The following is a 21,541-nucleotide window of genomic DNA, read 5'->3' as shown; positions in this document are numbered from 1 at the left end:
AATTGAAAATCACAAGATGAAATGGATCTTCACGCTTCGTGGGCTCAGGCCGCAGTTAATGCTGGCTTTTTTCATGTTGGGCATGGTGCCCTTTTTGGTCATCACCCTCTTCTTCCTATACAGCCACGGCAAGGATCTCACCACCCAGACCTCCAACCATCTGGTCTCCGTCCGTAATATCAAGAAGAGTCAGCTCGAGGATTACTTCAACAACCTCAAAGAGCAGATCATCAACTTCTCCCAGCAGGATTTTGCCGGCAACAGTATCGGCCGTTTCTATGGCTTTACCGGCGCCTTCGAGAAGCTGGGTACCACGCCGCAGGAGGCCCGCAGCCGTGCCCAGGCCCGCTATCTGCCCGGATCCTGGGATCAACTGCGCAAACCGGACAGTCAGGTGGAGATCGAACCCTCCATCACGGCGCTTATCCTCGCCGACGAGATGTATGGCCGGGTGCACCAACGCTTTCATCGCGGCTATGCCGACATGGTGCGCAAGTCCAACTACAGCGACATCTTTCTGGTGGACCTCAACGGTGATGTGGTCTATTCGGTCACCAAGCACCCTAACTTTGCCACCAATCTGCTCTCCGGACCTTATCAGGGCAGTGGCTTGGGCCAGACCTTTGCCAAGATCAAACGCCGCCTTGATGGCGGCCAGAAGCCGCAGCAGATCTTCGAATTCACCGATTTTGGCCGCAACGAGCTGACCGGGCAGGTGGTCGCCTACATGGCGGCCCCCGTGATGCAGTACGACTATGTGCGCGGTGTGGTGATTTTCGAGCTGCTGCCGGACAAGCTCAACCAGATCATGGCGGAGCGGGAGGGGCTGGGCGAGACCGGCGAGACCATCCTGATCGGCCCTGACAAGCGGATGCGCGCCGATGCCTGGCTGGCACCGGAGTTCAGCGTAGAGAACAGCTTCAGCCCCAACTTCCGTCCACTGCAAACGCCCCTCATCACCAAGACGCTCTCCGGCGAGCAGGGGGTCGGGCTGTTCCACTCCTATCAGGATGACGAGGTGCTGGCCGCCTACACCCAGGTGAAGGTGTTCGATACCGAGTGGGCCTTTATCGCCGAGATCTCCACCCGGGAAGCCTATGCCCCGATCCGCCAACTGGAAACCCTGGTGATTGTGCTGGGTGCGGGCTCGGTACTGCTGCTGATCCTCTTCTCCCGCTGGCTCTCCCACTCCATCACGGCGCCGCTGCGATCCCTGACCGAAGCAGCCGAGCAGGTGGCCGACGGCGCGCTGGATCACCCCATCGCCATCGAGCGCACCGGCGATGATATCGACCGGCTGGCCGAGGCGTTTCGCCATATGCAGCGCTCGGTGAAGGACAAGATCGAACTGATCGAACAGCAGACCCAGGAGCTGCAACAGCAGGTCAAGCTGACCCACAAGCAGAACCTCAGCTTACAGCAGGCAGACAAGCTCAAGGATGAACTGCTGGCCAACACCTCCCACGAGCTGCGTACCCCCATTCACGGCATCAAGGGGATGGCCGAGTCGATGCTCGCAAGCCAGCAGGATTTGACCGAAGGGCAGCAAAAGCAGCTCGGCCTCATCATCAAGAGCGCCGATGGTCTGGCCCGTCTGGTGGACGATCTGCTGGACTACCACCAGATGCGCTACGGCCAGCTGGAGATCCACTCACAACCCGTCTCATCAAAAGGGGTTATCCGGCTGGTGCTGGACCTCTGCCAGCATCTGGTGCAGGCCAAACCCCTCACTCTGGTGGATATCAGCCCGGCCGAACTGCCGCCGGTGCTGGCCGATGAGCAGCGGCTCGAACAGGTGCTCTACAACCTGGTGGGCAACGCCATCAAGTACACGCCGCAGGGCAAGGTGGTGCTCAGCGCCATCGTCGAGAACAACTTTCTGCGCATCAAGGTCACCGACACCGGCATCGGCATCGCCCCCGATCATCTGGAACATATCTTCGAGCCACTGGTGCAGATGAGCCCGGAGGTAAGCAAGCAGGGGGCCGGCCTTGGCCTCTCCATCACCCGCCAGCTGGTGCACCTGATGGGGGGCGAGCTGTTCGTCGAGAGCGAGCCGAGCGTCGGCTCTACCTTCGCCTTTACCCTGCCTCTTGCCACCGGCAAAGCGGCCAATCTGACCCTCGACAGCCGCCAGATCGAGCATCAGCTGGTGCGCCAGCAACCGCTGATCCTGCCGGACTGGGAGAGCGACGATCTGCCCCCTCCCCCGAGGATGCGCCACTCATTCTGGTGGTGGATGACGAGCCCATCAACCTGCACATCCTGCGCCATCTGTTGCAACCCTGCGGCTACCGCATCCTGCCCAGCAGTGACGGCCACGATGCGCTGGCCAAGCTGGCCGAGGAGCCGGTGGACCTCATCCTGCTCGATGTGATGATGCCGACCCTTTCCGGTTTTGACGTCTGCCGTCGCCTGCGCCAGCAGCACCCGAAAGATATGCTGCCGGTGCTGCTGCTCACCGCCCTCAACCAGCCCAAGGATATCGAGGAGGGCTTCGGGGCCGGTGCCAACGACTATCTGGTCAAACCCTTCTGCAAGGAAGAGCTGTTTGCCCGGGTCAAGGCACTGCTGGAGGCCAAGGCCGGACGCGCCTCGCTGGTAGAGAACCGGCTATTGAAGCAGGAGATCGAACATCGCCTCACCCTGCAGGATCGGCTGCATCAGGATCAGCAGCGCCTGCTGGCCCTGCTCGGCGAAGGGGCCGACCCCATGATCTTTATCGACGAGCAGGGCACAGTGCTGTTTGCCTCCCGGGTACTGGCGCGCCTGCTGGGACAGGAGCCGGAAGCCATGGAGGGGCAGCCCCTCAATGAGTGGCTCGCCACCCCGCTGCAACAGCAGTGGCCCGACCTTGCCAGCGAGCGGGAACACAATCTGGAGTTTCTGGTGGCCGGGCAAAAAGATGTACTCAACGCCCGCGCCCTGCCCATCGCGCTCGGAGGACAGGCCGCTTTCGCCCTCACTCTGAGTACCGAGCTGCGTCAGGATGAGAACCGGGTAATGGCGCTGGAGAACGCCCTCAAGAACCTCTCACGGCAAGCCATCATCGAAGATGAACAGCTGCTGGGCGAGCTGAGCCGCCTGGGTGGCGAGTTCCGTTCACTGGCCGACGACCTTATTCGCCAGCAGGATGACGAGCCGCTGCGCCGGGCGCTGGTAGAGACCATGCAGCTCACCCTGGATGCCTGGCAGCAGGGGACCGGCAAGGGCAAAATCGTGCTGGCAGAGAAGAGCAAGCTGTGGCGGGTCTATATGGACAGATCCAGCCCGCAGACCCGCACCCTCGACAAATACCTGAGTCTGGACACCCTGCCCAAGTCGCCACGCTGGAAGACGGTAGTGGCCACCACCGAGTATGTGCTGGGCCACTGCCCGCTCAATGACCACCAGCGCCACCAGTTGCAGCACAGCGCCCAGACCCTGCGTCAACTCGCCAACCGCAAACCGTGACACGGCGCCCTAAACGGGCGCCGGATCACAATTGGCAATCTGGTTTCTTTTTGCACAAAACAAAGCCCCGCACAACTCCGAAACCGAGAGCAGATCCAATTCACAAATTTGTCATATACGCCATTTTCACATCCACTTTCTACGCGAGAGCAAATAACGCAAACCAATGATTCTAAACAGATAAAAAAGCATTTTGACGAGATTGACGTAACACCGTCAATTTTTACGAAAACAACGAAATCAATAGTTGTTGTTTTCCTGTTAATTCTGGTTTGCTTAGGGCGTTGGAAAACAGAACGACAAAGGTTAGACACCTGACCAACACAGAGGGCCGATTTCATCAGCATGCGAAACCGGTGCTCACACAAAACAAGGCGAACCCTCGGGAATGCCAAAAAATAAGAAAGGAAAACATATGCTTGCCAAAGTATCCAAAATCTCTACCGCTGTAATGCTGGGAACCATGATGCTTGCCGGTGCCGCCGGTAACGCCATGGCCGCAGAAAACAAAACCGTGCTGACCATGGTCGCACAGCAGGAAACCGCCTGGGTCAAGAACTTCAACCCCTTCCTGCAAGCGGGCTTGCTGCACACCACCCGTCACTTCATCTATGAACCACTGGTGATCTTCAACGATATGCAAGGGGGCAAACCCGTCTATCGTCTGGCCACCAACTATGCGTTCAGCGATGACCTGAAATCCGTCACCTTCGATCTGCGTGACGGCGTGAAATGGTCTGACGGCGAAGCCTTTGATGCCGATGACATCATCTTCTCCTTCAATCTGGTCAAGGCCAACAAGGCGCTGGATGAGCGCTCAATCTGGACCCAGATCAAGAGCGTCGAGAAGCTCGCCCCCAATAAGGTCAAATTCGACCTGACCGAGGTCAACACTAACGTGGTGAACGATCTGGTGCTGGTACCTATCGTGCCGGAGCATCAGTGGAAATCGGTGAAAGATCCGGTTGCCTTCACCAACGACAAGCCGGTTGGTACTGGCCCCTTCACCGAAGTGGACAACTTCTCCGCCCAGCTCTATACCCAGTGCCGCAACCCGCACTACTGGGATAACGCCAACCTCGCCATCGACTGTATCCGCATGCCGCAGATGGCCACCAACGACCAGGTGCTGGCGGCTGTCATGAAGGGTGACATCGACTGGTTCGGCTCCTTCGTGCCGGATATCGAGCGCCTCTACGTCGGCAACGATCCGAAGAACAACAAATACTGGTTCCCGGCCTCCGGTACCGTGGCGTTCAACGTCAACTTCCAGACCAAGAACCCGGGCAATAACGAAGCCTTCAACGATATCAACTTCCGCCGCGCCTTCTCCATGGCGATGGACCGCCAGTCCATGGTGGATATCGCAGGCTACGGCTACCCTACCGTCAACGAGTACCCGTCAGGTCTGGGCAAAGCCTTTGACTCCTGGAACAACCCGGAAGTGGACAAGAAGTACGGCAAGTACAACAAGTTCGACTTGGAAGGGGCCAAGGCCCTGCTGAAAGAGGCAGGCTACAAGGATTGTGACGGCGACAAGTTCCTCGACACCCCGAGCTGCAAAAAGATCGAGTTCAAGGTACTGGTACCGAACGGCTGGACCGACTGGGTCAACACAGTACAGATCGGTGTAGAAGGGCTGCAGGCACTGGGCCTGAACGCCAAGACCGCCACCCCAGAAGCAACCGTCTGGACCGAGAACCTGATCACCGGTGACTTCGATGTCGCCCTGCAGGGTTACTTTGCCGGTGCCAACCCGCACAAGTACTTCGAGACCGCGTTCCACTCCCGCAACATGGGTGACCGTGGCAACCGCTTCGCCGCGCCCCGTTACAAGGACCCCGAGCTCGACAAGCTGATCGATGACTTCACCCAGACCGCCGATGCGGCCAAGCAGAAGGAGATCATGTTCGCCATCCAGGATCGTGTTGGTGCCAACCAGACCATCATTCCGGTCTTCAACAACCCGACCTGGTATGAGTACAGCACCAAGCGCTTCAACGGCTGGTTCAGTGCTGATAACCCGGTAGCCAAACCTCAGCTCCACCCGGACACCCCTGAGCGTCTGCTGCACGTGTTGTCCCTCAAGCCAAACAGCTAAACAATCCCGGCCCCCTGCGGGGGGCCATCTTCCCCGTTAATCCCCTTCTTGCCCGGCACCGCCGGGGTTGGGGTAGCTATACCCGACGCGGGGCAGACTTGCAGTAAAAGGTACTATCATGGGATTCATACTGAGACGCTTTTCCTTCTATCTGGTTGCCTTTCTGGTAGCCGCCACCATCAACTTCCTGTTACCCCGTGCCATGCCAGGGGATCCTGTCCGTGATGTTTGCCCGCGCTGGCGCCATGATGGAACCCGCCGCCCTGGAAGCCCTCAAAGCCACCTTCGGCTTTGTCGACGGCCCCATCGGCACCCAGTTTCTCACCTATGTGAAGAGTGTCTTCACCTGGGATCTCGGCACCTCGGTGCGCTTCTACCCACAGCAGGTCTCTGACGTGCTGGGCCGTGCCATCGGCTGGACCCTGTTTCTGGTCGGCACCTCCACCATCCTGAGCTTCTCCATCGGTTCCATCGTCGGCATCTTCGCCGCCTGGTATCGCGGCGGCCGGATGGACAGCATTCTCTCCCCGCTCACCCTGGTGATGCAGGCCATTCCGCCGGTGGTGGTCTCTCTGCTCGCCCTGTTCCTGTTCGGGGTCAGCCTCGAGTGGCTGCCCATCGGCTACGCCTACAGCCCGGAGATCAAGGCTGACTGGGGCTGGGAGCACATCAAGAGCATCATGACTCACGCCATCATGCCGGTGCTGACCCTGGCCGTGGTGCAGGTGGGGGGCTTCCTCATCACCATGCGCAACAACATGATCAACCTGCTGGGCGAGGATTACATCACCATGGCCAAGGCCAAGGGGCTCTCCAGCAACCGGGTGATCTTCAACTACGGCGCCCGCAACGCCATTCTGCCCAGCGTCACCGCCCTCTCCATGGCGCTCGGTTTCGTCATCGGTGGCTCTCTCATCACCGAAGTGATCTTCAACTATCCCGGCCTGGGCCTGACCCTCTATCAGGGCATTCTGGCCCGCGACTACCCGCTCATTCAGGGGCAGCTGCTCATCATGACCATCACCATGCTCAGCTTCAACTTCCTGGCCGACGTGCTCTACGTCTTCCTGGATCCCCGTCTGCGTACAGGAGGCAAATAAGATGCGTATGCCGACCATTCTCAAGATCCTGCTGGGCAACAAGAAGGCTGCCTGTGGCCTCGCCATCGTGGTTGCCTTCGTACTGATGGCCCTCTTTGCCCCCATTCTGGCCAGCAACGAGCCGACCAAACGGGTGGCTCGCCCGCACCAGCCGCCCAGTGCCGAGTTCGTGATGGGTTCAACCCGCATGGGCCACGATATCTGGGCCCAGTTCACCAACGGCGCCCGTATCTCGCTGCTGGTGGGCTTCAGCGCAGGCCTGCTGGTCTGCACCCTGGCCGTCGCCATCGGCATCACCGCCGGTTACTTCGGCGGTCTGGTGGACGAGTGCCTCACCTTCCTGATGAACGTGGTGCTGGTGATCCCCAACCTCCCCTTGCTACTGGTGCTGGCGAGCTTTATCGGGGAGGCGTCACCGGCGGTGATTGCCGTGATAATAGGGTTGACCTCGTGGGCCTATGGTGCGCGGGTCATCCGCGCCCAGACCCTGGCGCTGCGCGAGAAGGAGTTCGTCATCGCCGCCGAAGTGCTGGGCGAGCCGGCCTGGCGCATCATTCTGGTGGAGATCCTGCCCAACCTCATCTCCATCATCGGAGTGAGCTTCATCGGCTCCATCATCTACGCCATCGTCACCGAAGCGACCCTGGAGTTCCTGGGGCTTGGCGACCCGACCGTGGTGAGCTGGGGCATCATGCTCTACAACGCCCAGACTTCCAGCGCCATTCTGGTCGGCGCCTGGTGGGAGATCCTGGCTCCCTGCTTTGCCATCGCCACCCTGGGTGCCGGTCTGGCTCTGCTCAACTTCGCCATAGACGAGATTGCCAACCCGCAGCTGCGCTCCCACAAAGGGTTGAGCCGCTGGAAGAAACTTGCCACCCCGGTCGCAACTCCACTCTCTGCCGCACAGGAGAAGACAGCATGAACAAGCATCCCCTGCTGTCAGTACGCAATCTTTGCGTCGACTACATCACCGAAAATGGCGACGTGCGCGCCGTCAACTCGGTGAGCTTCGATATCAGACAGGGCGAGATCTTCGGTCTCGCCGGTGAGTCTGGCTGCGGCAAATCCACCGTCGCCTTCTCGGTGGCCCGACTGCACAAGCCGCCCGCCTACATCAGCGGTGGCGAGATCCTGTTCAAGGGGGAGAACATCCTCCACTACAACGACGAGCGGCTGCGCTCCTACCGCTGGCAACAGGTGTCGGTGGTGTTCCAGTCCGCCATGAACGCCCTGAACCCTGTATTGCGGATGGAGGAACAGTTCTGCGACGTGCTGCTGGCCCACAACCCAGGCATGACCCGTTACGAGGCGATCAAGCGCGCCCAGGAGCTGCTCACCATAGTCGATATCCACCCGAGCCGGCTCAAGGATTACCCGCACCAGTTCTCCGGCGGCATGCGCCAGCGGCTGGTGATTGCCATCGCCATGGCGCTCAACCCCGAGCTGCTCATCATGGATGAGCCAACCACGGCGCTCGATGTGGTGGTACAGCGGGAGATCCTGCAGAAGGTCTATGCCCTGAAAGAGAAGTTCAACTTCTCCATTCTGTTCATCACCCACGACCTCTCCCTGATGGTGGAGTTCTGCGATCGCATCGGCATCATGTATGCCGGTGAACTGGTGGAGGTCGCCCCCTCCAAGGCGATCCTGACCGCGCCGCTGCATCCCTATACCAGAGGGCTCGGCAACTCCTTCCCGCCCCTGCACGGGCCGAAGAAGGTGCTGGAGGGGATCCCGGGCACCCCGCTCAACCTGCTGGAGGTGCCGGTCGGCTGCCGCTTTCAGGCCCGCTGCGGCAAGGTGCACGATCGCTGCCGTCAGGAGTACACCAAATTGGCCGAGATCCGCCCCGGGCAACAGACCGCCTGCCACCTCTATGAGGAGCAGGGACTGCAACAAGATTCCGTGATCTATCTGGACAAGGCCGCTGGCTGTTAAGGATGTCTGTCATGCAAATCGCCAAAACCGATGCACCCATCATCGAAGTCCAGCACCTCTACAAGGACTTCCCCATCAACTCCAATGCCATCAAGAGTGGCAAGATGCGGGCGCTCTCCGACATCACCTTCAACCTGCACCGGGGCCGCGCCCTGGCGGTGGTCGGGGAGTCCGGCTCCGGCAAGAGCACCATCGCCAAGATCATCGCCAAGATGTACAAGCTCAGTGCCGGGCGCATCCTCTATCGCGGCCACGATCTGGAGGAGTTCAACAAAGGCACCGCCCTGCTGGACTATCGCCAGAGCGTGCAGATGGTGTGGCAAGATCCGTTCGGTTCGCTCAACCCGACCCACACCATCTATCACCACATCGCCCGCCCCCTGCTGCTGCACAGCAAGGTGATCGACAAGAAAGAGCTGCCCGACATGGTCTACGCCCTGCTGGAGAAGGTGGGGCTCACCCCCGCCAAGGCGACGGCGGCCAAGTATCCGCACCAGCTCTCCGGCGGCCAGCGCCAGCGGGTCAACATCGCCCGCAATCTGGCGGTGGAAGCGGAAGTGGTGCTGGCGGACGAGCCTACTTCCATGCTCGACGTCTCCATTCGCATCGGTATCCTTAACCTGATGGAGCAGATGAAGAATGAGCTCGGCGTCTCCATGCTCTACATCACCCACGACATCGCCACCGCCCGCTACGTGGCGGAAGACCTGGCGGTCATGTATGTGGGGCACATGGTGGAGTGGGGCGAGGTGGATGAAATCCTGCACCACCCACAGCACCCCTACACCCAGCTGCTTATCTCGGCGGTGCCCGACCCGGAGAAGAGCATCCACGCCGAGCTGGAGGGAGGCCGCAAGGGGGAGATCCCGCTCTGGACGCCGGAATCCTGCGGTTGCCCCTTTGCCGGGCGTTGCAATCAGGCAATGCCACGCTGCAAGGAGGCGCTCCCCCCCATCACCAAGCTTGCCGACAACCACTTCGTGCGCTGCTACCTCTACGAGTGAGGGTGAGCCTTAGACCGGCCGGACAACCCTGTCCGGCCATGCCTCGATACGGGGCGGCCACAGCCCCGTGATGTGCCTCACCGCCCGGCGGTGAACCACAGGAGTAATACCTTGATGGAACTCTTGATCAATCAGGTGGGCTACGAGTGCGACGGACACAAGGTCGCCCTGTTGCAAACCTCCCCCGCCCCTGATCTCGGCGGCTATGTCAGGCTGCAACGCCTCGACGATGGCCAGATCCTGTTTGAAACCCCACTGCAACCAGCTGGCAGCGTCCCCGGCTGGCAGGGCCGCGCTTACTGGCGTGCCGACTTCTCCGCCTTCAAGGAGCCCGGCCACTATCGGCTGGAGGCGATCATTGCCCCCATAGGCGCAGCCGCCACAGAGCAACGCATAGTCCGCTCCACCCGTTTTGCCATCGGCCAGGATCTGCTGGCCAGCCGCTGCCTCTCCGATGTCATTCACTACTTCAAGGGGCAGCGCGCCAGCGGCACCTTTGATCGGGCCGACCGCAGCGCCCGCCTGTTTGGCTCCGACCAGCACAAAGATGTGCACGGCGGCTGGTTCGATGCCAGCGGCGACATGAGCAAGTACCTGAGCCACCTCTCCTACGCCAACTACCTCAACCCCCAGCAGACCCCCATGGTGGTGTGGGCTCTGCTCAAGTGCCGGGAACTCTTGGCCCCGCGCCGCGATATCGACGGGGTGAACCTCTGCAAGCGGCTCAATGACGAGGCGCTGCACGGCGCCGATTTCCTCTGCCGGATGCAGGATGAGTCGGGCTTCTTCTTCATGACCCTGTTCGACAAGTGGAGCAAGGATCCCGCCCAGCGCGAGCTGTGCGCCTATGCCACCCAGCAGGGGCTCAAATCCGCCAACTGGCAGGCGGGTTTCCGCCAGGGGGGCGGCATGGCCATTGCCGCGCTGGCCCGCGCCGCCCGCGAGAGCGTCAGTGGCGACTTCGATGCCAGCCGCTACGCCGAGGCAGCCAAACGCGGCTACCTGCATCTGTGCGAACACAACCTTGCCTATCTGGACAACGGGGTCGAGAACATCATCGACGACTACTGCGCTCTGCTCGCGGCGGTGGAGCTGACCCGCACTTTCGGCGCCGAGTGGCTGAATGAGGCGAGAGCCCGCGCCAGCAAGCTCTGTGCCCGCCAGCGCCCTCATCCTGAGCTGGGTCACTACTGGTCGGCCAACGAGGATGGCTCGCGCCCCTACTACCACGCCGCCGAGGCGGGTCTGCCGGTTCTGGCGCTGCTGGAATATCTGGGCGTAGAGCCGGATCAGGGGCACCAGGCCCGGGTACAAACCGTGGTGGAGCAGGCGCTGGCCGCCGAGCTGGCGCTCTGCGCCCGCGCAGGCAACCCCTTCTCCCTCGCCCGCCAATATGTGAAAGGGGTGGATGAAGCGCCGCGCGTCAGCTTCTTTATGCCCCACCACAACGAATCCGGTTACTGGTGGCAGGGGGAGAACGCCCGCCTCGCATCGCTGGCGACCATGGCCTTTGCTGGCGCCCGCCACTTCCCCCGCCAGAGCCAGCCGCTCATCACTTACGGCCAGCGCCAACTCGACTGGATCCTCGGGCAAAACCCCTTCAACGCCTGCATGCTGGCGGGCCACGGCATCAACAACCCCGCCTATACCGCTGGGTATCCCAATGCGCAGGGGGGTATCTGCAACGGCATCACCGCCGGGTTCGATGACGAAAACGACGTGGCTTTTATTCCGGAGGAGTACAAGGATAGGCTGGATCAGAACTGGCGCTGGGGCGAGCAGTGGATCCCCCACGCTGCCTGGTTTGCTCTGGCCATCACTTGGCAGAGTGCGCAGGGAAATGGAGGTCGCCATGATTGAGTTCTGGGTCGGCGTCGATGGCGGTGGCACCCACACCCGCGCCCGCATCCGGGATCGGGCAGGCAAGCTGCTCGGTGAAGGGCGAGCCGCCGGATCCAATCTGGAGCTGGGTATCCCTCACGCTCACGCCAATATACTGGCCGCCATCGCCAGCGCCCGCCTTACGGCCGGACTCGGAATCGAGTACGAACAACAGATGGGGGTCGGGCTGGCGCTCGCCTCCGCCGAGCTGGCCGACTGCTATCACGCCCTGCTCGAGATGCCCTTCCCCTTTGCCAGCGTCAGGCTCACCTCCGATGCCTGCGGTGCCTGCCTTGGCGCCTTTGGCGGCCGTGAGGGGGCCATCCTCATCGCCGGTACCGGCTCGGTGGGGCTGGTCTATCAGGAGGGGCAGATCCGCACCTGCTCCGGCCGCGGCTTCCCCATTTCAGACATAGGTAGCGGCGCCTGGCTGGGGCTGCGCGCCATCCAGCAATCCCTGCTCTGCCACGACGGCATTCTGCCCCCCAGCACCCTAGCAATCCGCCTGATGGACCGCTTCAAGCGGGATCAGGCCGAGGTGGTACGCTGGGCCGCCCGCGCCATTCCGGCGGACTATGGCCACTTTGCCCCCTGGGTATTTGATGCAGCCAGCGATGGCGACGAGCTCGCCAATCAGCTGCTGGACGAAACTTGCGAACAACTGCAGATCCTGCTGGAGGGAATGACCCAGCTCGGTGCCAGACAGATCGCCCTGCTGGGGGGGATTGGCACCCGCCTCGCTCCCCGTCTCGGCCAGCTCAACCTGATCCCCCCCCAGGCAGATGCGCTCGATGGCGCCATCCTGTTTGCCCAATCAGAGGATTTTCCATGTCTACACCCCTGATCCACACCCAGGTCGCCCGACGTGACGGCGAGGATGTCTGGTTCACCTTCACCCTCTCACTCATGCCTGATACCAAGTGGAAACTGCACTTCTGTCTGGCTCGCCATATCGACCCCGACTCCTTGCAAGGGGGGGAGCTGGAGCGCCAAAGCGGCAGCTACAAGGTGATTGTCCCGAACGCTGGCAGCTGCGAGCTGCGCTTTTGCTGCCGCCAGACGCCCATCAAGAAGCTCTCCGACATGCCGCAGGGCTTCTTTCTCAGCCTGCCGGAGGCGACCACGGGTGCCCAGCTGCTGCCGGTGACGCTGGCGGCGCAGGATCTCGGACTGGAGAACCCGCCGGTAACCCGCTCCGACCTGCCTGATGTCGAGCCCCAGCCCGGCATAGTGCCACAACCGGCCCATCTGGTACTGCTGGAGGGGAACTTCCGGCTGGCCGAGCGGGCTCATGTCGCGCTCCCCGCGATGTACCGAAATTGCTGGCCCACTTCAACGAGCTGACGTCGCTGGCGCTGGAGCAGGATCACGACGCTGAAATCCGGCTGACCGAGGCCAAACTGGCCCCCGAAGCCTATCAACTCACCATCACGCCGCAGGAGGTGGTGATTGCCGCCGCCGACGAAGCGGGCTGGCGTTATGGGCTGGTCACGCTGGCCCAGTGGTATCTGCAACATGGGGAGAGCCTGCCCTGCGTCACGCTGGAGGATGCCCCGCGCTTTGGCTTTCGCGGCATTTTTCTCGACTGCGCCCGCCACTTCCACACTCCGGCAACCATCAAGCGCCTGCTCAAGCTGATGAGCCTCTACAAGTTCAACCGCTTCCACTGGCACCTGACCGATGACGAGGGGTGGCGACTCGAGATCAAGGCCTTCCCGGCATTGACCGACGTGGGTGCCTGGCGCGGCCACGATCTGGCGATCGACCCCCAGCTCAGCGGCGGTGCCGAACCCTATGGCGGCTACTACACCCAGAGCGAGGTGAAGGAGCTGGTGAGCTATGCCATTGAGCTCGGCATCACCGTCATTCCCGAGATCGACATCCCGGGCCACTGCCACGCCGCCATCAAGGCGCTGCCCGAGTTGCTGATCGAAACGGCGGATCACTCCCGCTACCGCTCGGTCCAGCATTTCGATGACAACGTGCTCAACCCCGCCCTGCCCGGCACCTACCGCTTTCTGGAGGCGGTGCTGGACGAGGTGTGCGAACTCTTCCCCGGCCCGCAGATCCACATGGGGGGTGACGAGGTGCCGACCGGGGTCTGGACCGACAGCCCCGCCTGCCAGCAGCTGATGACCGAACAGGGCTACGCCGACTGCCGCGAGCTGCAGGGCCATCTGCTGCGCCACTGCCAGCGCTATCTGGCCGCCAGAGGCAAACAGATGATTGGCTGGGAGGAAATACTGCATGGCGACAAAGTGAGCCGCAAAGCGGCCATCTGTGCCTGGACCAGCTTTCAGGCGGGGCTGGACGCTGCCGCAGCCGGTTATCCGGTGGTGATGGCGCCCGCCCAGTTCCTCTATCTGGATCTGGCCTGGAGCGCCGATATTCATGAACCCGGCCTCTACTGGGCGGGGACCCTCAATCTGGAGCAGGTTTATGCTTGCGATCCTGCCCCAGCCGATTTCCATGCCAACGATAACATCCTCGGGGTGCTGAGCCCCTTGTGGTCAGAATTGATCACCAGCCGTGATCGTCTCGACTACATGTTGTTCCCGCGCATGCTGGCCACGGCCGAGGTGGCCTGGAGCGATCCCGCCCACAAGGGCTGGGAGCACTTCGCCGCCCGCCTGCCGGGTCAGCTGCAGATCCTCGATCAGTTGCAGGTGCGCTACCGGATGCCACAGAGGTAATGTTGTCTCTACTTTGGCGGCCAATCGGCCGCCTTTTTTACGATTAGCCAACAAAACATCAACTTCCCCCTACCATTCATCCGCCATTATTGGCAAAATCCAGCCCCCAATGAAGCTGGTCTGCCTCCTGCTGGCGCGAGCCTGCGGCCACCTCCAGATCTGCCACAATAACAACGACAACATTATCAACAAGAACATCGGAGCGTATTCCTATGGCCCGCAGAGATGTCCATACCCTGGATAGCGAAGTGGAGTTTCCTGCCGACGTACAACTGGTCTCCACCACTGACCTGCGCGGGGTGATCACTTATGCCAATCCGGCTTTTTGCACCATCGCCGGCTATAGCGCCGACGAGCTGGTCGGTCACAACCACAATCTGGTACGCCACCCCGACATGCCCAAGGCCGCCTTCGCCGATCTCTGGGCCCGCCTCAAGGAGGGCAAACCCTGGCGCGGCATCGTCAAGAATCGCTGCAAGGATGGTCGTTACTACTGGGTAGATGCCTATGTGACCCCCATCTATGAAGGCAACAGGATCAGCGGCTACCAGTCGGTACGCTGCAAGCCCGAGCCCCAATTCAAGCGCATCGCTGCTCAGACCTACCAAGCTCTGCTCAAGGCCGAGCGTGGCAACAGCAGCAACCTACCCTCTCTTGTCAGAGTGCGCACCCCGGCCATTACCCTGCTGCTGCTCGGCATGATGGGCTGGACCTTCGCCAGCCAAGGGGCCATGACCGTCCTGCTGATGCTGCTGCCCCTGTTGCTTCTTGGCGGAGCCTACTGGCGCGAGCTTTTTGCCCTGCCCCACTATCTACAGCAGCTGGGCCGCGAATATGACAGTCTGACCCGGCTGGTCTACTCCGGTGACAACCCCGGCGCCATTGCCGATTTTCATATCAAGATGCTGCAGGCTCGCATCCGAACCGTGTTGGGGCGGATCAACGATGCCACGGCACCTCTGCAAACCTTGGCCATCAATCTGAAGCAGGCCTCTCATCAGGCCTGTCTCGATATCAACGAGCAAGATGCCCAGACCCAGCAGATGGCTACGGCTATGACTCAAATGGCCAACACAGCTCACGAGATCGCCCGCAACATTCAAGACTCCAACGGTCAGGTCAACGAAGCTCGCAATCGTTGTGAACAAACCAACCAGCAGTTGAACCAGACCGAGCAACAGATCGAACAGCTCGCCAAACAGGCAGAGCTGGCGTTCAACTCGGCGGTAGAGCTCGCCAGTGAATCCGAACGGATTGGCAGTGTCATGGGCGAGATCCAGGGCATCGCCGAGCAGACTAACCTGCTGGCCCTCAACGCTGCCATCGAAGCCGCTCGCGCCGGGGAGCAGGGCCGTGGTTTTGCGGTGGTCGCAGACGAGGTGCGTACTCTATCGACCCGCACCCACAAGGCGACCGAGCAGATCCAGGGCAGCATCAAGCAGATCCAGCACACGCTGGGGCGTTGGAAGGGGATGATGCAGGAGAACCTGCAACAGACCCGCGCATGTGCCGAGATGACCCGCCAGGGCGCCAGCAGCCTCCATACCGTGCTGGCAGAGATAGAGCTGGTCACCGAACACTCCACCCAGATCGCCACCGCTGCAGAGCAGCAACAAGCGGTCGTGGAGGAGATCAGCCGCAGCATCCACCAGATCTCCGAGTACTCCCACGCCAACAGTCAGAAGATGCTGGATGTCGATCACTCCAGTCAGGCTCTGCTGGAACGGGCCAAGCAACTGAAGGGGCTTAGCCAGACCTTCGGCTGAATCATTGCCAGCCTCATGACAGAAGCGCCACAATGGCGCTTCTGTTGTTTTTGACGAATCGGGTCTATGAGCATTGAATCAAGTCCATCCCCATTGAACAAAGCTGCCCGTATCGAAGCGATCATCGCCTTGATCCCGGCAGGCCGGGTGGTCAGCTATGGTCAGGTGGCCGATCTGGCGGGGCTGCCCGGACGGGCAAGACTGGTAGGCAAGGTGCTGCGGGAAACCGACAAGGTACTGCCGTGGCATCGGGTGCTGGGCGCGGCGGGCACCATCTCGTTACCGAAAGGATCGCCAGGCTTTGCCGAGCAGATGGGACGATTGCAACAAGAGGGGGTGCCAGTGATCGGTGGGCGGGTCAGAATGAAGGAGTGGCAATGGCAGCCCGATCTGGCCGAGCTGCTTTTTCTACTGCCGTTTTGAGGGGGCACAGCCGGATCACTCCAGCGGCGCCAGGATCTCGTCGCTGCGCACCTGCACCGGTATGGTCTCATCCGCACGCTGCAGCAGCACCAGCAGGCTCTGCCGGTCAACCTCCAGCACATAGGCCGCCCCTTCACGGGTCATGCAGCTCATGCCCGGCCGGATCTCGTTAATCTCCATCTCAACCTCCTTGTCTACTTCGCGATTGACGACAGCTGCACTCCTTGCAGCTGTCTCAGTATACCGCTATCCATAAGCAAAGAGGCCCCTTGTCGGGGCCTCTTTTCATCAGGCTTTTTTAGCCTTTGGCAAACTCTCTTGCCAGGTTCCGTTGTCGTAGTGAGCGGTCCAACCAGTCGCCTTGCCGTTCACCTCGCTCATCACGTACTGCTCCTTGGTCTTGCGACTGAAGCGCACGATGGCGGGGTTGCCGTCCGGATCGGTGAGCGGGGCACCGGCCAGATACTTGTGCTTGGCGGAGATGCGATCCTTGAAGCGCTTGAGCTCTTCCACCAGCGGCGCGCGGGTCTCGCGGGATTTGGGGAAGTTGCTGGCCGCCAGGAACAGACCGGCAGCACCGTCACGCAGTACAAAGTGAGCATCGGACTGGGTGCACTTGAGCTCCGGCAGCGGCACCGGATCCTCCTTCGGCGGCGCGATGTCGCCGTTTTTCAGGATCTTGCGGGTGTTCTTGCAGGTCTCGTTGGTGCAGCCCATGTACTTGCCGAAACGGCCGTTCTTGAGCTGCATCTCGGCTCCGCAACGGTCGCACTCGATGCTCGGCCCTTCGTAGCCCTTGAGCTTGAACTGGCCCTTCTCGATCTCGTAGCCATCGCAATCCGGGTTGCGACCACAGACGTGCAGCTTGCGGCTGTCATCGATAATGTAGGCATCCATCGCTGTACCACAGACACCGCAGCGGTGCTTGGCGCGCAGCGCTTCGGTTTCCGCCTCTTCGCCGTCAGTGGCGGAGACAAACTCGTCGGCAGAGACCAGGTTGATGGTCTTCTTGCAGCGCTCTTTCGGCGGCAAGGCATAGCCGGAGCAGCCGAGGAACACGCCGGTGGTGGCGGTACGAATACCCATCTTGCGGCCGCAATCCGGGCAGTCGATGTCGGTCATCACCATCTGGTTGGCACGCATGCCGCCCTCTTCGGGCGCCTTGTCAGCCTTCTCCAGCTCCTGGGTAAACTCGGCGTAGAAGGCGTCCAGCACCTTCTTCCACTCCAGGCTCCCTTCGGCGATGCCATCGAGCTTGTCTTCCATCTTGGCGGTGAACTCGTAGTTCATCAGCTCGACGAAGTTCTCCACCAGACGATCGGTGACAATCTCGCCCATCTTCTCGGCGAAGAAACGGCGGCTCTCGACCCGCACATATCCGCGATCAACGATGGTGGAGATGATGGAGGCGTAGGTTGACGGACGGCCGATGCCGCGTTTTTCCAGCTCGCGCACCAGCGCAGCTTCAGTGAAACGGGCAGGCGGCTTGGTGAAGTGCTGGCGCGGATCCAGCTTGACCAGTTTCAGCACCTCGCCAACGGTCACCGCCGGCAGCTGACTATCTTCACCCTTGCGACCCATCGGCGGCAGAGCCTTGGTCCAACCGGCGAAGCGCAGGGTACGGCCACGGGCCTTGAGCTCGAACTCACCCGCCTTGACAGTCAGGGTGGAGGAGTCGTACTGAGCCGGGGTCATCTGGCAGGCAACGAACTGACGCCAGATGAGGTCGTACAGACGCATGGCATCCGGCTCCATCCCTTCCAGCATCTCGGCAGTCACCTGTACGTTGGAGGGACGGATCGCTTCGTGCGCTTCCTGAGCATTGGCCTTGGCGCCATACAGATTCGGCTCGGCTGGCAGATAGGCCGCGCCATACTGCTCGCCGATATATTCACGCACCGCCTCAACCGCCTCTTTGCTGAGGTTGGTGGAGTCGGTACGCATATAGGTGATGTAACCCGCTTCATAGAGACGCTGGGCCATCATCATGGTCTTCTTGACCCCGAAGCTCAGCCGGGTAGAGGCCGCCTGCTGCAGGGTAGAGGTGATAAACGGCGCGGACGGCTTGGAGCCGGTCGGCTTGTCTTCCCGGTTCACCACCTTGTAGTCGACCCCTTCCAGGGCCGCCACGGCGGCAAAGGTCTCGGCCTGGGTCACCGGCTTGAAGTCGGCCCCGTTGCGGCTGACCACTTCCATCCGCAGATCGCTCTTATCGGCGGTCAGCAGGTCGGCATTGAGATCCCAGAACTCGACCGGTACGAACGCCTTGATTTCGCGCTCTTTATCGACGATGAGACGCACCGCAACGGATTGCACCCGACCGGCGGAGAGACCGCGGGCCAGCTTTTTCCACAGCAGCGGGGAAACCATGTAACCCACCACGCGGTCGAGGAAACGACGGGCCTGCTGGGCATTGACGCGGTCAATATTGAGTTCGGACGGCTGGGCAAACGCCTCCTTGATGGCGCTCTTGGTGATCTCGTTGAACACCACGCGCTTGTAGCGGCTGTCGTCGCCACCGATGATCTCGCGCAGGTGCCAGGCGATCGCCTCTCCTTCTCTATCCAAGTCGGTTGCGAGATAGATGGTGTCGGCTTTCTCGGCCAGACTTTGCAACTCGCTGACCACCTTCTCCTTGCCGGGCAAAATCTGGTAGTTAGCCTGCCAGCCAGCGGTCGGATTGATACCCATCCGGGCAAACAGGGCCTTGCGATCCTTGGCAGCCTTCTCGGATTCGCTCAACTTGATGCCGCGAATGACAGGTTTCTTGGGCTCAGTGCTGGCGCTGCCGCTGGTGGGCAGATCGCGAACATGACCAACGCTGGATTTCACCACGTAGTCCTTGCCCAGATATTTGTTGATCGTCTTGGCCTTGGCCGGAGACTCCACTATGACCAGTGATTTGCCCATGCTGTAACTATTATCCTCATTGCACCCGACGGGGTTGGTGTGCGGTTTTGTGGGGCTGTATAAGAGATTTGGCGCGAAAAAGCAATCTTGTGAGCAAATTTGCCTGACCAGCCCGAACCACACGGCTTCTTTTATTGCTTCTTTATTTATTAATGCGAAGGCAGCAGGCCGGACGCAACCGCTTTTTCAATTTTCTGCCATACCGCCCCTCTTTTTATATCTGAAACGACATAAAAACGTCTGCTGGTTACCGGCTTGTTACAAAAACATAAAATCTCTTTATAATGGCCCAACCCCGACGCATTGTGCGCGGAAGGAACCGCTACCCATCATAAAAATCGAAAGGATGTACTCAATGAAGCACTTCGAGGTCAATTTCGACGGTCTGGTCGGCCCGACTCATAACTATGCCGGCCTCTCCTACGGCAATGTTGCCTCCCAGAGCAATGCCCAGGAGGCTTCCAATCCGAAAGAGGCCGCCAAACAGGGGCTGCGCAAGATGAAGGCGCTGACCGAGCTTGGCATGACCCAGGGGGTGCTGGCGCCGCAAGAGCGTCCCGATCTCGCTACCCTGCGCCGCCTAGGCTTCACCGGCAACGATGCCCGGGTGCTGGAACAGGCAGCCAAGCAGGCTCCCGCCGTACTGGCTGCCTGCTATTCGGCTTCCAGCATGTGGACTGCCAACGCCGCCACCGTCTCCCCCAGTGCCGATACCCAGGATGGCCGCATTCACTTCACCCCCGCCAACCTGACCAACAAGTTTCACCGCTCTCTGGAGCCCGACGTCACGGGCCGTATCCTGCGAGCCGTGTTCAACAACGATCGCCACTTCAGCCACCACCTCCATCTGCCGGAGAATGAGCACTTCGGCGACGAGGGGGCGGCCAACCACACCCGCCTCTGCCGCGCCTATGGCGAGGCGGGGGTCGAGCTGTTTGTCTATGGCCGCAGCGCCTTTGACTACTCCCGCCCGGCGCCGAAGCGCTACCCGGCCCGCCAGACTCTGGAAGCAAGCCAGGCCATCGCCCGCCTGCATGGCCTTGGCGAGGAGAGCGTGGTGTTTATTCAGCAAAACCCGGAGGTGATCGATCAGGGGGTATTCCATAACGACGTGATCGCGGTGGGCAACCAGAACGTGCTCTTCTTCCACCAGCAAGCGTTCCTCAACACCGAAGCGGTACTGACCGAGATCAGCGGCAAGTTTGGCGAGGGGAATTTGCACTTTATCGAAGTGCCAACCGCCGAGGTATCCGTGCTGGATGCGGTGAAATCCTACCTGTTCAACACCCAGATCCTCACCCTGCCGAGTGGCGAGATGGCCATTATCGCCCCCACCGAGTGCCGCGATAATCCGGCGGTGTCGGCCTATCTTGGCAAGCTGCTGACGCAGGAGACTCCGATCAAGGCGGTCCACTATATGGATGTGAAACAGAGCATGCGTAATGGTGGCGGCCCGGCCTGCCTGCGACTGCGGGTTGCCATGAACGATCAGGAACTCGCTGCGGTCAATCCGGCCTGCCTTATCAAAGACAGCCAGTTTGCCCGCCTCGATGGCTGGGTCGATCGTCACTACCGCGACCGCCTGACCCTCGATGACCTGCGGGATCCGGCACTGGTGCAGGAGTCCCGCAGCGCACTGGACGAGCTGACCCAGATCCTGAAACTGGGTTCGGTCTACCCGTTCCAGCGCTAGATGTGATGCCCGGCAAGACCGCCGACACTGGCGGTCTTCTGCTATCTGCCTTCTCTTTAGCGCGATCGCCAAATTGCACGGATGCTGTTTTGTGCAGAAAAGCAGCGTACAACTTGCTGATAAGCTTGAATTTTGAGCTGGATGTATCAAAAAATCGACGAACAGTCATTTTTTACTGCCAGATGCCTCATCAAGGGGTTCACAAAGCCTCTGGATCTGATAGTATGCGCCTCGCACTTGGGGAGGGGTTCCCGAGCGGCCAAAGGGATCAGACTGTAAATCTGACGGCTCTGCCTTCGAAGGTTCGAATCCTTCTCCCTCCACCATTCAAGTGCAAAAGTAGTGACAATCAGGAAATACCCCGTGGAGGGGTTCCCGAGCGGCCAAAGGGATCAGACTGTAAATCTGACGGCTCTGCCTTCGAAGGTTCGAATCCTTCTCCCTCCACCATTTCCCCGATTGCAATGGCTGAATACAATTTGCTTTGCCCCTGTGGAGGGGTTCCCGAGCGGCCAAAGGGATCAGACTGTAAATCTGACGGCTCTGCCTTCGAAGGTTCGAATCCTTCTCCCTCCACCA

At 60.7% G+C, this 21,541-nt stretch carries 11 protein-coding genes, 3 tRNA genes and 3 pseudogenes; 15 read left to right on the top strand and 2 right to left on the bottom strand.

Annotation, left to right across the window (positions count from 1 at the left end):
• Nucleotides 1–16: 16 nt before the first annotated feature.
• From ACTG19_RS19070 to ACTG19_RS19020, 11 genes and pseudogenes are all read left to right on the top strand, one after another.
• A pseudogene (locus tag ACTG19_RS19070) lies at nt 17–3,453 on the top strand (ATP-binding protein).
• A 415-nt stretch (nt 3,454–3,868) separates the two neighbouring features.
• Nucleotides 3,869–5,554, top strand: a complete 1,686-nt coding sequence (locus tag ACTG19_RS19065; protein ID WP_005353816.1) for an ABC transporter substrate-binding protein — start codon at nt 3,869–3,871, stop codon at nt 5,552–5,554.
• Between the two features lie 118 nt (nt 5,555–5,672).
• Nucleotides 5,673–6,654: pseudogene (locus tag ACTG19_RS19060) on the top strand (ABC transporter permease).
• A 1-nt stretch (nt 6,655) separates the two neighbouring features.
• Nucleotides 6,656–7,576: an ABC transporter permease gene (locus ACTG19_RS19055; RefSeq protein WP_005353820.1), complete on the top strand. Its 921-nt coding sequence runs from the start codon at nt 6,656–6,658 to the stop codon at nt 7,574–7,576.
• A complete protein-coding gene (locus tag ACTG19_RS19050) occupies nt 7,573–8,592 on the top strand; it encodes an ABC transporter ATP-binding protein (RefSeq protein WP_019446723.1) in 1,020 nt (339 codons plus the stop codon). The genes ACTG19_RS19055 and ACTG19_RS19050 overlap by 4 nt, the downstream gene beginning before the upstream one ends.
• A gap of 11 nt (nt 8,593–8,603) precedes the next feature.
• Nucleotides 8,604–9,596 (top strand): ABC transporter ATP-binding protein, encoded by a 993-nt coding sequence (locus ACTG19_RS19045; protein ID WP_005353824.1) that lies wholly within the window; start codon nt 8,604–8,606, stop codon nt 9,594–9,596.
• Between the two features lie 114 nt (nt 9,597–9,710).
• A complete protein-coding gene (locus tag ACTG19_RS19040) occupies nt 9,711–11,456 on the top strand; it encodes a glycoside hydrolase family 9 protein (protein ID WP_113740429.1) in 1,746 nt (581 codons plus the stop codon).
• Nucleotides 11,449–12,321 carry a BadF/BadG/BcrA/BcrD ATPase family protein gene (locus ACTG19_RS19035; RefSeq protein WP_439989413.1) on the top strand — a complete coding sequence of 291 codons (873 nt, stop codon included), beginning with the start codon at nt 11,449–11,451 and terminating at the stop codon, nt 12,319–12,321. Before ACTG19_RS19040 ends, ACTG19_RS19035 begins: the two co-directional genes overlap by 8 nt.
• Nucleotides 12,306–14,170 (top strand): annotated as a pseudogene (locus tag ACTG19_RS19030) (beta-N-acetylhexosaminidase). The gene ACTG19_RS19035 and the pseudogene ACTG19_RS19030 overlap by 16 nt, the downstream one beginning before the upstream one ends.
• Nucleotides 14,171–14,382: 212 nt before the next feature.
• On the top strand, nt 14,383–15,936 hold the full coding sequence (locus tag ACTG19_RS19025) for a methyl-accepting chemotaxis protein (RefSeq protein ID WP_113740426.1): 1,554 nt from the start codon (nt 14,383–14,385) through the stop codon (nt 15,934–15,936).
• 66 nt (nt 15,937–16,002) lie between these two features.
• Nucleotides 16,003–16,359 carry an MGMT family protein gene (locus ACTG19_RS19020; protein ID WP_113740425.1) on the top strand — a complete coding sequence of 119 codons (357 nt, stop codon included), beginning with the start codon at nt 16,003–16,005 and terminating at the stop codon, nt 16,357–16,359.
• A 15-nt stretch (nt 16,360–16,374) separates the two neighbouring features.
• On the opposite strand, the gene ACTG19_RS19015 is transcribed toward ACTG19_RS19020, so the two are convergent.
• On the bottom strand, nt 16,375–16,539 hold the full coding sequence (locus ACTG19_RS19015; RefSeq protein ID WP_005334891.1) for a hypothetical protein: 165 nt from the start codon (nt 16,537–16,539) through the stop codon (nt 16,375–16,377).
• A gap of 108 nt (nt 16,540–16,647) precedes the next feature.
• Nucleotides 16,648–19,269, bottom strand: a complete 2,622-nt coding sequence (topA, locus tag ACTG19_RS19010) for a type I DNA topoisomerase (RefSeq protein ID WP_005362158.1) — start codon at nt 19,267–19,269, stop codon at nt 16,648–16,650.
• Nucleotides 19,270–19,624: 355 nt separating this feature from the next.
• Here topA and astB point away from each other — a divergent pair, with 355 nt between their 5' ends.
• The 4 genes from astB (at nt 19,625) to ACTG19_RS18990 (ending at nt 21,541) form a co-directional block, all read left to right on the top strand.
• Nucleotides 19,625–20,962: an N-succinylarginine dihydrolase gene (gene astB, locus ACTG19_RS19005; protein WP_439989412.1), complete on the top strand. Its 1,338-nt coding sequence runs from the start codon at nt 19,625–19,627 to the stop codon at nt 20,960–20,962.
• A 241-nt stretch (nt 20,963–21,203) separates the two neighbouring features.
• A tRNA-Tyr gene (locus ACTG19_RS19000) sits at nt 21,204–21,288 on the top strand.
• 39 nt (nt 21,289–21,327) lie between these two features.
• Nucleotides 21,328–21,412: transfer RNA gene (locus ACTG19_RS18995), tRNA-Tyr, on the top strand.
• A 44-nt stretch (nt 21,413–21,456) separates the two neighbouring features.
• Nucleotides 21,457–21,541, top strand: a tRNA-Tyr gene (locus tag ACTG19_RS18990).

Source organism: Aeromonas sp. 3P, assembly GCF_051919745.1.
Taxonomy (GTDB): domain Bacteria; phylum Pseudomonadota; class Gammaproteobacteria; order Enterobacterales; family Aeromonadaceae; genus Aeromonas; species Aeromonas veronii.
This window is presented reverse-complemented; position numbering and strand designations above follow the sequence as displayed.